This is a genomic window from Sphingobacterium sp. B29 (assembly GCF_001952815.1).
Lineage (GTDB): Bacteria > Bacteroidota > Bacteroidia > Sphingobacteriales > Sphingobacteriaceae > Sphingobacterium > Sphingobacterium siyangense.
Map to the genome: position 1 here is coordinate 5120604 of NZ_CP019158.1, position 15138 is coordinate 5135741.

A 15138-nucleotide genomic window follows, 5' to 3' on the forward strand; every position below is an offset into this window, starting at 1 on the left:
CTAAGTTTTTAGAAGGATGCATTAAGATTTAGGCCAAAGCTCTTTACTGATGGTGTCTGGTAGTCTGAGCTAGCACTGGTGAATTGGTCCAAATCCATATTTCGGGTACCTTTTCCCGTGAAATACAGCAAATTCCTACCGACCACTGAAACACTTGCACTGCGGAAGAATCTGGAATTTTTCAACAAGTTGGCAGGCACATTATAACTGAAAACGATCTCCCGTAATTTGACAAAGGTTCGGCTTTTGGCTGTCATTGGTCCCGACTGATAGTAATTAGTGGCCCAATTTTGCCACAACACAGCAATGTCATTTGGGGCAAATTCTCTTGTATCGGAGATTATCTTACCATCCTGATCTGTATTGAGCTGCCCCTTGACTATTTTTAACCCATTGGTCATGACAGTTCCTTTATAATCTTTGACGTCCCTATTTTCCCAGTCCTTTAGACGATATTCATTTGCTGATTCGGGATGTGTTCCCGATCCCCACTGTTTGGCATCCTGCACATTTTTTATTAAACCACCAAAGCGGCCGTCCACAAGAAAACTAAAACTGAAATCACGATATCGGAAACTATTGCTGATACTGGCCGTAAATTTATTATCACTATAACCTATTCTGCTCACATAAGGATTGTAAGCTGGCAAACCATTTGTACCCACAATTGGCATTCCTTTTTCATCACGCTGAAAATCATTCACGTAATATCCGTCCCATCGTTCACCAACACGAACATTCCCCGAACGCGTTTGATGCCCATCGATGTCGTGTAGCCAGGCATGATTTGTTGATGCATTGACCGTTACATTCCAGCTAAAATCTTTCTGTTGAATCAAAGTCCCATCGATACTCAGCTCGATACCTTTGCGCAATAAAGTCAACCCATTGGTTTGTCTGGCTCTTACACCCGAAGTAACCGACGTAGCCAATTCGATAATCCTGGGACCTTCCAGGTTTCTAAAAAAAGCAAAATCGAAACCCAAACGGTTGTTAAATAAACGAGTTTCCAAACCTATTTCCGCCGTCTTCACACGCTCTGCCACGAGATCCGGGTTCGGTAATACATCGGTATATGTTACGCCGGTCATTGAATTGGCCCAACGACCATAATTACTGTATGCCGGCAAAAGTTTATAAATATCGTACTGGGCCGATTCATTGACGAAATCACTCGCAACGTTAGCATATGCTCCACGGATTTTTAATGCGGAAATAACCTTGGGCAAAGTGATCATCTGTGAAATCACAGCGCTTAATGAAGCCGATGGGTAGAAGTAGGTGTTATTCTTTACCGGCATCGTCGAAGATTTATCAAATCGCCCCGTTAGATTTAAGAATAACATACTTTTATAGTCTACATCCATGAATCCATAGACACTTCCCACCTGACGCAGGGCGCGATCGTTAGTAGATACCGTGGGCATGATCGAATTACTTAAGTCATAAACACCGGGCACAGTCAATCCACGATCTGTACGTGCAAACAGCGATTTGACACTGACGGTTCTTAAATTACCAAATACTGAGCCTGAGAAGCCTATGTCCTCGGCAATACGATTTTGGTATTTTAAGGAAACCTCTGTATTATTTTCCCAAAAAGTATCATAGGTTTCCTGATAACCACCAACACGGCTTCCACCGATAGTATAATTATATAGGTTGGCAGAAATTGGAATTTTAATCGTTCTATTCCGATTCCAGGTACTAGCACTGGTACGTGCATTTAATGACAATTTATCATTAAACTTGTAATTAGCCGACACGTAACCGTAGATATCATCCTTATCATAAGTCCTCAAATTTTCATAAGCCGTCATCCAAGGATTGTCATAAATGGTGTATTCACGATTGTACTGCTGTACATTTTCTTTCCCAGGCTGCCAATAGTTGCGAAGATCATCAATATCATAATCTGCCGCTCCCCATAACGTAAGAATGTAAATAGGACTATTTGGTCCATAAGCAATATTTGGATAATTTGGTGAATACTGCTTATTGTAATTTATGCTCGCATCGAAACGGAGCTTACTACCAGCGTTAATGCCTCCGGTAAGATTTATATTGGTGCTTCCCAATTTCGTGTTAGGCGTAGTTCCCCGTTGAAACATCTGAGACGCAGATAAGCGTAGATCACCATGATCATTTTTGGTCGATATAGCAATATTGTTTGTACTCAAAAGACCATTCTGAAGAAATTTCTTCAAATTATCTTTTCCTCTGGCCTCCCAAGGTAAGGGAATAAGCTGTCCTGTTTTTGGATCTATCGGGCTGTTATATTGCGGAATAAGTTGTCCTTCAAATCGGGGTCCCCAAATGTTGTAATCGTTGTCATTGATTCCACCCCCACGACCATCTTTAAAAGCATATTGATAATTTGAACCCGGGCCATATTCGGTTTGAATTTTTGGTATGGCATTATACCCCGTCTGCAATTGTGTACTTGAATTAAATTCAACCTGAAAACCCTTATCCTGTGATTTTGCTCGTTTTGTCGTTATCACAATCGCTCCATTTTGACCTCTGTTCCCATATAATGCCGCAGCATTTGCCCCTTTTAAGACAGAATAGGATTCGATATCATCCGGACTAAGATTCCATGAGTCGGTATTAATCGGCATGCCATCGACCACAATAAGAATATTGCTCCGACCACGTAACGTGATACCCGGGTCTCCAAATAAGTTTGTACTCGGTGTAATTGTTAAGCCAGACACGCGTCCAGCTAAACCAGAAATAGCATTTGGTTCCCGAGCTTTAACCATATCTTTGCCTTTTATTTCCTGCACTGAATAGCCAATAGCCTGCTTTTCTTTTTTGATACCAAGCGCAGTTACAACCACCTCATTGAGGGATTGTTGGTTCGGTATAAGCGAAATAACGGATGAAGATTGATTACCAACAATGAAAACCTTGGGAAGATACCCCATGTAGCCAATTCTTAGCGTATCACCGATATGTGCATCGATCACAAATTTACCGGAATGATCCGATGAAACAAGCTTAGCTAAATGAGAATTACGAATTGTTGCGCCATGAATAGCGACTTGACTCAATGAATCGACCAGTCTCCCCTGGAACGATCGGGTCTGGCTAACCCCCTGTGCAGCCAGCATGGCCAATGACAATGTTAGACCAGTAACTTTAGGTGAAATTGAATAGGATAGTTTGAACATAATCGCTTACTTATAGATGAAAATGTAAGCAATATTAAACATCGTTTATTAATACTAAACTAAATTCATATTAAGTTTAGTATTTCCATATTAAGTTCAGTATTTCTTCTTGTCCTAAAATAGCTTAGCTAAGTCAGATAGCGGAGCGTTCAACAACACATCAATGGATGTTCTTAAAAAAAATATATCCATGTTATTCAATAGCAAACGAATAACATGCTACTCTACCCGATTAGTTTAATAAAATGACAGATAATGATCAAATTTACTTGTTGCTGAATTAGAATTTTCCGTCATTTGTGTAAATGATTTTTTTAGCTTAAAAAAAATCACAGCTAATTATTGACATGGCTGCTACAAATCGAATTACCCGGAGCAAATAACATAAGTTATTTTACCCATAATTTGTGCGTACTCCCAGATTGAATTATTGAAAATCATACAACATTAAAACAACAATGAAAAAATTAACACTCGCCCTAATTTTCTTGGCTGGAGTCTACACACAGCATGCGGAAGCACAGACAGCAGGTACAGGACCCGACAAAGGACTTGATCTGAGCTTAATGGACAAATCTGTACGTCCACAGGATGACTTTTACAACTACGTAAGCGGAACCTGGATGAAAACGGCTAAAATTCCTTCCGACAAACCCACTTGGGGAAGCTTCAATAAATTGGCAGAAGATACGGACAACAATTCGATGAAAATTCTGAACTCACTTTTAAAAGATAAATTTCCTGAAGGAAGTGAGGGCAAAAAAATACAGGACCTGTATGCTTCTTACATGAACTTACAGAAAAGAAATGCAGACGGTATTAAGCCGATTCAGGGAAATTTAAACAAAATCGACGCGATTAAAAACCTAAAAGATCTTCAGAATTATCTAACTTCCGTAACGAAGGAAGGTGAAAATAATTTCTATGGCTGGGGTGTCTACGCTGATTTAAAAGATTCAAAAATGAACGCGGTCTACTTAGGAGATGCCTCCTTAGGACTAGGAAGAGATTATTATCAAAAAGAAAATGAAAAAAATACCGAAACTATTGCCGAGTATCAAAAATATGTAGCTTCCATGTTAACAGAATTGGGCTATAAAAATGCTGATGCTGCCGCAAAAGGAATAGTTGACTACGAAAAAAGCATTGCGAAGACCTACTTGACCAATGAACAAAGCCGTGATAATACGTTACAGTACAATCCACAGACCATGGCAGAGTTAACCGCCTTGGTTAAAAATGTAAATCTACCTGAGTACCTTAAAAAAGTAGGTGTCAATACGGAAAAAGTAATCATTGGGGAATTAGGTTATTACAAGAACTTCGATAAATTGGTCAGTGCACAAAACCTTCCTGTTATTAAAGATTACTTAAAATTCCATATGATCAACGGTAGTGCCTCTTATTTAAGCGAAAAATTAGGAGACATGCGATTTGCTTTTTATGGTAAGTATTTAAGAGGTCAACAAGAACAAAGAGCATTAAATAAAAGAGGATTTGAACTGATCAATTCCACATTAGGTGAAGCTTTCGGAAAATTATATGTCGAAAAATATTTTCCAGCTGAGGCTAAAGCACAAATGGTTGAATTGATCGACTATTTAAAGAAAAGCTTTGCAGTCCATATCAACGATTTGAGCTGGATGTCTTCGGCTACAAAAGGAAAAGCGCTTGAAAAACTAAACAAATTCACTGTAAAAGTTGCCTATCCGGACAAATGGAAAGATTATTCTAAATTGAGTATTCTATCTGAAAATAAAGGCGGTAATCTGTATGCTAACCTCCAAAATATCACCACATGGCGATATGAAAAGGATCTGGCTAAAATTGGCAAGGCTGTTGACAAATCAGAATGGGGAATGACTCCACAAACAGTAAATGCCTATTACAATCCCGTAAACAATGAGATCGTGTTTCCGGCAGCTATTCTTCAACCGCCATTTTTCAACCCACAAGCCGACGCAGCTGTTAATTTCGGTGGTATAGGTGCGGTAATTGGCCACGAAATGAGCCACGGATTTGACGATTCAGGTGCACAATTTGATGCGGACGGAAACTTGGTAGACTGGTGGACACCAGAAGATAAAGCCAATTTTGAAAAAGCAACAAAAACACTCGCAGCTCAATACGATAAATATGAACCTGTAAAAGGCACTTTCGTCAACGGAACATTTACAAACGGTGAAAATATCGCGGATTTAGGCGGTGTAAACATTGCTTACGACGCACTTCAACTATATTTAAAAGATAAGGGAAACCCAGGTGAAATAAGTGGATACACGCAAGATCAACGCTTTTTCCTAAGCTGGGCAACTGTGTGGAGAACCCTATCCAGTGAAAAATATATGGTCAACCAAGTTAAAACTGATCCACACTCTCCAGGATATTTCAGAAGTTTTGGCCCATTGATCAATGTTGATGCTTTTTACAGAGCTTTCGATGTTAAACAAGGAGACAAACTGTACAAGTCACCAGAAGAAAGAATTAAAATCTGGTAATAAGCATTATACAGGAACTGCCTCAAAAAAGGCAGCTCCTGTAGTTTGTTTAATCCAACATATATTTCTTTTGCGAACCAACCAACCAACCAACCAACCAACCAACCAACCAACCAACCAAGCCCAATATGAAAGCGGCACTAGTAACATTTCGTTTATAATTCACTAAATCATTTTAGTATACTTATATTCATATTCTGAAAAACCAAGAAGTATACCATGATAAAAACCAAAACCTCAATTTTTGTGCTGGCACTATCGCTCTTCGGTTGGCTTAATGCTTTGGCACAACAGCCACAGCTTTCAACCCCATGGACAGCAATAGCCAAGCAAACAGAAATCCCACTTTCCGAATATCCACGTCCCCAAATGGAAAGGAACGAATGGCTATGTCTCAACGGTAAATGGGATTATATAGGTGGAAAGGACGCTCCGAATGCGCTGAATCCTGCTGCCCCCATTTCCTTTGACCGCAGCCGAGAAAGCATTCTTGTCCCCTACTGTCCAGAGTCCTATTTATCCGGAATACAACGCAAACAAGAAATTAATCTGTGGTATCGTAAAAATTTCGAGCTACCTAATCATTGGAAAGGGAAAGATATTATACTCCATTTTGGTGCAGTGGATCACGATGCGACCATATTTGTAAATGGAAAAAAAGCTAGTACTCATTCAGGTGGCTACGACTCCTTCTGGATCAACATCACTGAGTTTTTAAAGGCCGGTCCAAATAACATTGTCGTTGCAGCACATGACAAGAACGACGGTAAGTATCCTTCGGGCAAAAATGGACCTCGAGGCGACTATACATTTTCTTCTGGCATATGGCAAACTGTGTGGATGGAACCAGTAAGCAAAAACCATATACAGGGAATCAAATTATTACCTCAAGTAGCAGAAAAACAACTAAAAATAAAGGTCACTAGCACAGCCAAGGCAAAAGTTACAGCCATCGTTTCTTCAGAAGGAAAAGAAATTTCAAAAACGGTAATTCAGTCGGGCATGGAATTTAAAATCCCGGTAGAAAATCCAAAACTTTGGTCTCCTGACTCCCCCTTTTTATACGATTTAAAATTAAGTATACATGGGAAGAATGGAGAAATTATTGACGAGGTTAAGAGCTATTTTGGTATGCGTGATATTAAACTTGGTAAGGTAAACGGAATTGTAAGGCCGCTATTGAATGACAAATTTGTGATGCAGCTCGGTCTCCTGGATCAGGGGTACTGGCCCGATGGAATTCTAACAGCACCTACGGAAGAAGCTCTCAAATATGATATCGAGTTTACCAAAAAAGCTGGTTATAACCTTATTCGTAAGCATATGAAAACCGAACCCCAACGGTTCTATTATTGGGCAGATAAAATGGGACTGCTCGTGTGGCAAGATATGCCTTGCCTTTGGTATCCCGATGAAGATACTACGATTTATCGAAAAGCATTTCGTGATGAATACAAGGCCATCATTGACGACCACTACAACTCCCCATCCATTATCGCCTGGGTTCCTTTTAACGAAAATTGGGGCGCTTTCGATGTTCGCAATATTACCGACTGGACCAAACAATATGACCCTTCACGTTTAGTGAACGGTAATTCGGGATTTAACAACAATCCATCTTACCAAAAAGCTTATGGTGATCCCGGAAATGGAGATTTTGTTGACACCCATATCTATGTTGGCCCCAAGGGTGCCTCAGAACCTGATCCGAAACGGGCTGCTTCCCTTGGAGAGTTTGGTGGCGTAGGCTTATTTGTCCGCGATCACATGTGGCCCGTCGAAAACAATGCCTATGCATACGAACCCACTATAGAGGCACTCACAGACCGTTATATATTCCTAATGGATAATGTCGAACAATTGCTCAGATACAAAGGACTCAGTGTTGCTATTTATACGCAAACTACAGACGTGGAACATGAAGTCAATGGTCTATTGACTTACGACCGTAAAATACAAAAAATGGTTCTTGAAAGAATAAAAGCCGTCAACCAAGCCGTGATTAAAGCTGGAAATGAATTGAATTAGCGGATACAGATGCTCGCTATTTCGCTCTCAAAGAATTTTCAAACGATTCAACTGAAACAGCTGTTCTTTTTGCAGAAGTGTTTAATAACAGATCAAGGTGTAACACTATTATGGCAAAATATTCAGAAAAAGCATCTGAGAAAGTTGAAAAGACGATGCACGAAATGAAAGAGGGAAAATTAAAATCTGGTAGCGGAAAAAAGGTAACATCACGAAAACAGGCGATTGCTATCGGCCTCTCCGAAGCCAAAAAAGAAGGTGCCAAAGTACCCAAAAAAAAATCCTAGCAAGCAAACTTGCTAGGATTTTCTCTTTAGACCAAATTATGCTTTTTCATGCGGCAATCTACAGTAAGGATTTTTTCTTGTCTGTACCATCATAAGGATCTGACAAAACATTTTGACTATCCTCTACATCTATAAAATTTTGATTTACATCGACGGGTGTATAAATATGAACACTGCTTCCATTTCTTTTTTTGAGATAATATTGAATCTTTGTTGTATCAATATTGGTCACATCTGAAGCTGTCCATATCATTTTATGACCTGCACCATCAATCGTTATTACTGTATCATTGCCACGAGCGATGATACGCTGCAGTCCCAATTCTCCTTTTCGATCACCTTCTCTTGTCAACAAATGTGTGTTCCCATCTTTATCAATCATCCTGATCTGTTGATTATTGTTGCATCCAACTAAAAGGATGAAACTAAACAGAAGAAATGAAAGGGTCGTTCGTATTATTTTCATATCGTTCGTGGTATAACTCAATATAGTTTAACGACGAGATACAAAGATGCTGCCAAAATACAGCTGGCATCAAAGATACCTTCCAAAAGTTGGCAAATATAGCTTGATTCACTATTCGCTAGTCTGGGCAAACCGCAACTATTTCATAAAAAAGCATCTATTCGCGTTGATCCTAAATCTACTTTTCCATCAGGCGGTCAACACTATATGCTCCAATAATCAACGCTGCTGCCAACATAATTACATCTTTCAGTACTAATCTTCCGGCTACAGAGAAATAAGGAAAAGCATAATTCGGTGAAGGAAAATCCCCATCAGATTTGGGCACAAGTGCTTCCGGTGTTGTTATTAGGTTAGATCCTGACTCAAAACTATTATTCATCCGCCCTTAAGCTTCGCTTCAAATGATAAAACTTAAGCAGAATATGGTCATACCATAAGGCAAACAAAAGCATTGTAGCGGGTAACATTAATGTTTTCAATTTAAAATATTGAAACATAAAACCTCCTAAAATTCCCCCGAAAAAAAAAACCACCAATAATCATCAACTTAAGAAAAATACTTTTGTGTAATTTCACTTTCTCAACAATTTCTCTATAAAAAAGCAACTGTGAAATTTCAATACCAAGATCAGTAAACAATCCGGTCAAATGCGTCGTTCTGACAACGGATTGTGACACCTTCGTTACCAGAGCATTCTGAAGTCCCATAGCAAAAAGCAGGGCAAATGAAATTATTGTTGGCAAAGTTGGCCCTGCTTTAAATAAAGCTGGGACCAGTCCTACGCTAATTAAGATAATAGACTCGATACAAATTGGAATGATATAAGCGTTATGTGATTTCTTTTTTGAGGCTAATTCTACAATAAAACCTGAAACGGTAGCTCCCATTAAAAAGAAAGCAATATATAACAGATAAATCAAAGCCATCTTGTAATTCATTAAAATCAACTGTTCTGAAAAAAATGCGAAGTGACCTGTGACATTTGTTGTTAAAGTGCCAACGGCAAGAACACCTGTAATATTAACCAGGCCTGCAACACAAGACAAAATAGAGGCTAACTTCAAATTATGAGTATAATTCCTTCCTCTCCCTTGATGCCTAAACATTTGAATTAATCTTTATAAATTACAGAAAATAAGATTCATTTAAGGTTTCAGTAAATCATATACCCTGACATAATCCACCTCCATCTCAGCAGGAAATGCGATACTATCGACACCTTGCACACCGCCCCAATCTCCACCAACGGCCAGATTCAATAGTAAATGAAATCTTTTATCAAATGGCCACACGCCATTGCCTTTTCCTTCATTCGGAAAACTATAGATCTGAACATCATCCACGAAACCCCGGATATACTCGGGGGTCCAGTCAATCCGATAATCATGAAACTCCGATGTTGCCTGATTAATTCGCTTCATCACTCCTTTTTGAGTTCCAATGGAATGATTATAGTCCTTTGTATGAACGGTAATATGTATTGCATTCTCGTCATAACCGACATGCTCCATGATATCTATTTCCCCCGAATGTGGCCATCCTCCATAAACCCAATCTGTCGGCAACATCCAAGCGGCTGCCCACGTACCTTTCCCTTTCGGTACCTTGGCTCGGACTACAAATCGACCATACAGAAAATCGCCCTTGTTCTTACTGACCAGCCTAGCAGAAGTATAATCCAACCCCTCATATTGTTCTTTTATTGCAGTAATACGTAAAACACCATTTGCCACACTTGCATTTTTCCTGTTTGCAGCTGTATAGTATTGAAGTTCATGATTTCCCCAGCCATTATGCAAGGAGCCTACATCATACCCCCATTTTCTTGCGTCCGGCAGACCATTGTAATCAAACTCATCGCTCCAACTGGGCGTTTCAGCAAACTTATATTCTCCTGCATGCGTACTATCGGGACTTGCGGAAAGTATGGTGATTAAAGGAAGTATCCAAAGGCTCATTATGTTTATATTTTATACAACTATGTATAAAGCTAATGAAAAATACGAATACATTACTTCATATCGGAGAGGCGATTTAAATTTCAGTTAGCAATCATAAAATCACGGCTATTAACTTTAGTGCAATCATTTTCTACTTACTAAATCGTGTACAATTAACCAATGGATAGTAATAACAAGGAGGAGATTACCGACAATTAATATAAATTACGCTTAAAAAAAGTAGGAACCGTCAGATTACGATAAATTGCTTTCGTAAGATTTCTGGAAAATATACTTTTGAAAAAACTTTTAGGAATGTACGACACAAGTAAAAGATCAATAGCTTCGATTTCTACCATGTAGTCGATGCAACGCGGTATAGGCATATTGTAATCTAAGCGATTGACCGCGTTTTTTTCCACATAATCAATTTTATTAAACGAGAATTGGGTGGATAGCTTTTGTTTCCAGTCTTCAATATCTTCTCGTTTTGGAGAGATATACTTTTGTGTTACGTGCAAGAGACTGAGATTGAATTTCTCCGGTACACGTAAGATGAAACTGTCAAGTAGATCATATTCGGACGCTTTAAAATTGCTCAGTAATCCGATATTTTGTAACCTAAGTTTTTGGAACATGATGGGTACTGCCAAGACACCGATTGGACTCTTTTTTATCAGGGCAAAGGTATTGCTTCCCAAGACCGCATTTTGTATCATACCTTTACCCTTAGCTCCCATAACGATAAAGCGGTATTCCTTTTCTTGTAGTAAGTTTAGTACCGTTTTTTCCAAGTCGCCGAGCAAACTTACGGTTTTACTGCTGAGATCAGGAAATTCATCGTCGATACGTGTCTGCCAGTCCTTGAGCATGCCTTCAGCCTCTTCCTTCTGAGGCGTCAAAAACATATTCTCCATTTTAGCATGGACACTGTCTTTTATTGGGATAGTATAAGTATGCAGAAGCTCTACTGTCCAGTTAAATCTTTTAGCCAGATTCGCCGCATAGCGGATAGCGGTCCATGAATTTTCAGAAAAATCGGTGAGTACGAGAATTGTTTTGTCCATAAATATTTTGCAGATAAATCAGCGCAGATTACTAGTATTACAACAGTAGAGAATGCAGAAGGTTTTTAATAACCAATCAAAAGAGAGACTTTCAAAAAAAAAAGGTTTTCAAACGGGGAGAATGAAAACCTTAAATAACCAATTATAAACCTAAATTATGATACAACAAAGATAAGCATCAAAAAGATAAAAACCAAAATAAACTACCAAAAAGATAGACTTTTTTTTACTAAGGAATCAGTACAGCCCTTCCTTTGATCTTACCGTTGCGCATTCGATCATAAACTTCGTTAGCCTGATCAAGCTTAAACTGCTCAATTTCAATATGAATCTTCCTTTGCCTAGCCAAACCTACAACTTCCATAAGCTCAACCCGCGAGCCCCAATATGGGTTTGTCATACTCACACCAAAAGGAAGCCCAGACATATTGTACTGGTAGTGTCCCCCACCTAATCCAACAATTGTCAGGTCACCATCCAAACCAACAACCTTTGTTCCTAGATCTATAGTCGATGTTGCGCCTACAAAATCAATCACTACTTTAGCTTTTTTAATGCCGGTAATCTTATTGATTTGTTCGGCTGCATTTGCATCCTTCGAATTGACCACATAGGCTGCCCCCAGTTCTTTAGCAAAGGCTAGTTTTTCTTCGGTGACATCACAGGCGATAATTGAACTCGCGCTTACTTCATTTAGTATTTGTAATGCAACATGGCCCAAACCTCCAACTCCGATTACAACTACATATTCATCTGCCGTTAATTTACCAATAGAACGTTTTATCGCCGAATAAGGTGTAAGTGCCGCATCCGTTAATGGCGCAGCAATGACTGGATCTAAGTCATAAATTGGGACCAGTAAGCGCGAAGAAGGGACAAGCATATATTCCGCCATCCCGCCATCTAGGCCTAGCCCACCACCATAAGCCATTTCAGACTGGTGATCACAATAATTTTCTTTTGATTGCTGACAGGGTTTACAGTGCCCACAGCCCCAAGGACCATAGACCAATACCGCATCACCTTTTTTATAGTCTTTTACATCAGATCCAACTTCTTCAATCCAGCCCGCATTTTCGTGTCCCAAGGTAAACACCGTACCTACAACGGTCCCCTCATCTATAATGTGAAGATCAGAATGACAAACACCTGCACCACCAATTTTTAGTAATACTTCATCGCCCTTAGGAACGGGCTTCACAAGATCATTCACAACGCGGACATCTTTGTGCCCAAAAAAACGTACTGCTTTCATATTGAAAATTTTTGTTGACTAATAGAAAAACAAATAAGAACAATATATGTTTCAACGCATATGAAGACAGCGGCAACATGTAAGTCTTATTCCAAGAAAAAGTATTGCAATCTCCTGATCGTATTACCTAACGGGCAAGTCAAAAGTATTCATGCAATAAAGGCCGGCAACTCGAAGATATTTATGTATTTTTATCGGGAATCAAAGGATAAAAATATATGTTAAAAAAAAATGAACATATCGAAAGCGTTCCTATGGAACTCCAACAATTGTTGGATATGGACGAAAAAGCCAATGCTTTTTTTGAAACACTTACCAAATCATACAAACAAGGCTATTGTGATTGGGTTGGATCTGCAAAACAGGAACAAACCCGAAAAACAAGAGCTGAAAAAGCAATACAAATGCTACGAAATAATCAGAAAACGTTAAAAACCGTTTAGAATAGCCCAATTGAATATTAAGGTAGTTACTTATCAAAAAAATACTGCAAGCCATTTTTGCTCAATTGAAAGAATAGATTAGGCCAAACAAAAAAACAACGAAAATAAACTCAAAAAAAACCTAAAAACATAACCCATTGAAGAAAACCAAAGCTATTTAGGTCATATTTTTTAAAAATATCACCTAAACGCAATTTCAAAAACGGAATTTGAGAAATTTTTACACAAATAATCACTAAAACACCGTCAGTTTAAATACTTTGTAACAATATTACATAAACTTTAAAAATTCCATACCTAAATCACTTGTATCATTTTTAAAGTTTAATTACATTTGCTTTCAAGGATGCAAGGAAAATTCCATCAATATCTGTTCGGCGTAGTTTGCGCAATACTTATCAGTTTTGGCTGGTATCATGTGCCAACACCAAATAAAATCTCTTCCTGCAATCTTCACGCTGTCAATCATTTCAACAAGCAATTAAAAAGCGAAGATTATGACACCAAAGTTATTCGCAAAACTAAACGTCCTCGACATGAAAAATTAAGGGCTTATTTTTCAGAAAATGATAATGAAAACGACGACACGGGAAATGATTCCAATAGCCCTAACTTATTCGCACTTAAAGGAGAGGGTTTTGGAAATCTAGTCTCTTATATACATCCCGAATTTCACAATACACGCACAGCAGTTTCGCTTGCAAATTCCAACCAGCATACTTTACGAAAAAGCGCCCTATATATCCATTACAGTGTATTCAGGCTGTGATTTTTTAATAATTTCTTAAAAAAAGATCAAAATAACTTTCAAAATCATTTGGAAGCAGGTCAAACTATTGTTCAATTTTTCGAAAATAATTAAAAAACTATTATCATGGTCATGAGAAGCTTTATGTATATAAGCCTGTGCCTTATTATTCTATCGACAAGCTGTCAGTCAGAAAAAAAAGACAAAAAAGAAGCTGCAGTTTTCAATGTCACTACTCCTTTGGTCAAGGATACAATTGTCAATAAAGATTATGTCGCCCAAATCCGTTCGATCAACCATATTGAATTGCGCGCACAGGAAAAAGGCTACATTCAATCGATATTTGTCGATGAAGGTCAATTTGTACAAAAAGGACAACCCCTCTTTAAAATCATGCCCAACCTCTATGAGTCCGATGTTAATCGTGCTAAAGCTGAGGTAAAATATGCTGAAATCGAATATCAGAACACCAAAAATCTGTCCGAAAAAGATATTGTAGCTCCGCAGGAAACTGAAATGGCAAAAGCAAAATATGAAAAAGCCAAAGCTGAGTTAGCCGCTATGAATACCCATCTCAAATTTACTGATATCGTAGCACCGTTTTCCGGAATCGTTGGTAAGCTTCATGTCCGTAAAGGAAGTCTTGTCGATGAAGGCGAGTTGATCACAGAGCTGTCCGATAACAGTAAAATGTGGGTTTACTTCAATGTACCCGAAGTCGAATACCTCAATCAAATGGACGCAAAACAAGACAATAACCCGCTTCATGTACGATTAAACATGGCTAATGGAAAAGAATTCGGTCATGAGGGTATTGTTGAAACAATTGAATCAGACTTCAATAATGAAACTGGAAATATTGCCTACAGAGCGACTTTTCCAAATCCAAAGGGATTATTGCGTTATGGCGAGACAGGTAATATCGTCATTACATCGCCCTATAATAACGCGCTTATGATACCTCAGAAAGCTACATTCGAGGAGCTTGAAAAAAAATATGTTTACGTTATTACAAAAGATAATAAAGTAAAAGCAAGAGAAATAAAAGTTGCTGCCGAACTGCCGCATATCTATGTTGTTTCTTCCGGATTGGGCAAGGACGAAAAGATTCTGCTGAATGGACTTCGCCTGGTACAGGAAAATCAGACTATTGAATCCAAATATCAGACTCCGGAGAAAGTCATGTCAAACTTAGATTTATATGCAGAGTAATTAAAAAAGCAGCA

General features: G+C 38.6%; 13 protein-coding genes. 6 read left to right on the forward strand and 7 right to left on the reverse strand.

The features are described 5' to 3' along the window. Window positions 1-8: 8 nt before the first annotated feature. Entirely contained in the window at window positions 9-3176 is a 3168-nt protein-coding gene (locus tag BV902_RS21995) for a SusC/RagA family TonB-linked outer membrane protein (RefSeq protein WP_075993786.1), read from the reverse strand. Between the two features lie 458 nt (window positions 3177-3634). Between BV902_RS21995 and BV902_RS22000 the strand changes: the two genes are divergently transcribed. The 3 genes from BV902_RS22000 to BV902_RS27610 all read left to right on the forward strand — a co-directional run bounded on the left by BV902_RS22000 (window position 3635) and on the right by BV902_RS27610 (window position 7989). After that, window positions 3635-5674: a M13 family metallopeptidase gene (locus tag BV902_RS22000; protein WP_075993787.1), complete on the forward strand. Its 2040-nt coding sequence runs from the start codon at window positions 3635-3637 to the stop codon at window positions 5672-5674. 219 nt (window positions 5675-5893) lie between these two features. Continuing rightward, window positions 5894-7702 (forward strand): glycoside hydrolase family 2 protein, encoded by a 1809-nt coding sequence (locus BV902_RS22010; RefSeq protein WP_075993789.1) that lies wholly within the window; start codon window positions 5894-5896, stop codon window positions 7700-7702. Between the two features lie 110 nt (window positions 7703-7812). Continuing rightward, window positions 7813-7989, forward strand: a complete 177-nt coding sequence (locus BV902_RS27610; protein ID WP_167450483.1) for a DUF6496 domain-containing protein — start codon at window positions 7813-7815, stop codon at window positions 7987-7989. 58 nt (window positions 7990-8047) lie between these two features. Here BV902_RS27610 and BV902_RS22015 read toward each other — a convergent pair whose 3' ends face one another. The 6 genes from BV902_RS22015 to BV902_RS22040 form a co-directional block, all read right to left on the reverse strand. Continuing rightward, window positions 8048-8455 (reverse strand): hypothetical protein, encoded by a 408-nt coding sequence (locus BV902_RS22015; protein ID WP_157626181.1) that lies wholly within the window; start codon window positions 8453-8455, stop codon window positions 8048-8050. Window positions 8456-8633: 178 nt separating this feature from the next. Beyond that, window positions 8634-8837, reverse strand: a complete 204-nt coding sequence (locus BV902_RS22020) for a DUF417 family protein (RefSeq protein WP_083663729.1) — start codon at window positions 8835-8837, stop codon at window positions 8634-8636. A gap of 101 nt (window positions 8838-8938) precedes the next feature. Beyond that, a complete protein-coding gene (locus tag BV902_RS22025) occupies window positions 8939-9565 on the reverse strand; it encodes a YoaK family protein (RefSeq protein WP_237241784.1) in 627 nt (208 codons plus the stop codon). Window positions 9566-9604: 39 nt separating this feature from the next. Continuing rightward, window positions 9605-10417 carry a glycoside hydrolase family 16 protein gene (locus BV902_RS22030; protein ID WP_075993790.1) on the reverse strand — a complete coding sequence of 271 codons (813 nt, stop codon included), beginning with the start codon at window positions 10415-10417 and terminating at the stop codon, window positions 9605-9607. Between the two features lie 197 nt (window positions 10418-10614). Further along, window positions 10615-11466: a universal stress protein gene (locus BV902_RS22035; protein ID WP_075993791.1), complete on the reverse strand. Its 852-nt coding sequence runs from the start codon at window positions 11464-11466 to the stop codon at window positions 10615-10617. Window positions 11467-11695: 229 nt separating this feature from the next. Then, on the reverse strand, window positions 11696-12721 hold the full coding sequence (locus BV902_RS22040) for an NAD(P)-dependent alcohol dehydrogenase (RefSeq protein ID WP_070566904.1): 1026 nt from the start codon (window positions 12719-12721) through the stop codon (window positions 11696-11698). 218 nt (window positions 12722-12939) lie between these two features. On the opposite strand from BV902_RS22040, the gene BV902_RS22045 reads away from it, so the two are divergent. From BV902_RS22045 to BV902_RS22055, 3 genes are all read left to right on the forward strand, one after another. Continuing rightward, window positions 12940-13164 carry a YdeI/OmpD-associated family protein gene (locus tag BV902_RS22045; RefSeq protein WP_075993792.1) on the forward strand — a complete coding sequence of 75 codons (225 nt, stop codon included), beginning with the start codon at window positions 12940-12942 and terminating at the stop codon, window positions 13162-13164. 346 nt (window positions 13165-13510) lie between these two features. Then, the gene (locus tag BV902_RS22050) at window positions 13511-13933 is read left to right on the forward strand and encodes a hypothetical protein (protein WP_075993793.1); all 423 of its coding nucleotides are present in this window, start codon (window positions 13511-13513) and stop codon (window positions 13931-13933) included. A gap of 105 nt (window positions 13934-14038) precedes the next feature. Beyond that, on the forward strand, window positions 14039-15124 hold the full coding sequence (locus tag BV902_RS22055; RefSeq protein ID WP_075993794.1) for an efflux RND transporter periplasmic adaptor subunit: 1086 nt from the start codon (window positions 14039-14041) through the stop codon (window positions 15122-15124). The last annotated feature ends 14 nt before the right edge of the window (window positions 15125-15138 follow it).

Bases quoted from the DNA above. Each gene is read 5' to 3' on its own strand.
- BV902_RS21995 (WP_075993786.1), bottom strand. From the start codon at position 3,176: ATGTTCAAACTATCCTATTCAATTTCACCTAAAGTTACTGGTCTAACA.
- BV902_RS22000 (WP_075993787.1), top strand. From the start codon at position 3,635: ATGAAAAAATTAACACTCGCCCTAATTTTCTTGGCTGGAGTCTACACA.
- BV902_RS22010 (WP_075993789.1), top strand. From the start codon at position 5,894: ATGATAAAAACCAAAACCTCAATTTTTGTGCTGGCACTATCGCTCTTC.
- BV902_RS27610 (WP_167450483.1), top strand. From the start codon at position 7,813: ATGGCAAAATATTCAGAAAAAGCATCTGAGAAAGTTGAAAAGACGATG.
- BV902_RS22015 (WP_157626181.1), bottom strand. From the start codon at position 8,455: ATGAAAATAATACGAACGACCCTTTCATTTCTTCTGTTTAGTTTCATC.
- BV902_RS22020 (WP_083663729.1), bottom strand. From the start codon at position 8,837: ATGAATAATAGTTTTGAGTCAGGATCTAACCTAATAACAACACCGGAA.
- BV902_RS22025 (WP_237241784.1), bottom strand. From the start codon at position 9,565: ATGTTTAGGCATCAAGGGAGAGGAAGGAATTATACTCATAATTTGAAG.
- BV902_RS22030 (WP_075993790.1), bottom strand. From the start codon at position 10,417: ATGAGCCTTTGGATACTTCCTTTAATCACCATACTTTCCGCAAGTCCC.
- BV902_RS22035 (WP_075993791.1), bottom strand. From the start codon at position 11,466: ATGGACAAAACAATTCTCGTACTCACCGATTTTTCTGAAAATTCATGG.
- BV902_RS22040 (WP_070566904.1), bottom strand. From the start codon at position 12,721: ATGAAAGCAGTACGTTTTTTTGGGCACAAAGATGTCCGCGTTGTGAAT.
- BV902_RS22045 (WP_075993792.1), top strand. From the start codon at position 12,940: ATGTTAAAAAAAAATGAACATATCGAAAGCGTTCCTATGGAACTCCAA.
- BV902_RS22050 (WP_075993793.1), top strand. From the start codon at position 13,511: ATGCAAGGAAAATTCCATCAATATCTGTTCGGCGTAGTTTGCGCAATA.
- BV902_RS22055 (WP_075993794.1), top strand. From the start codon at position 14,039: ATGGTCATGAGAAGCTTTATGTATATAAGCCTGTGCCTTATTATTCTA.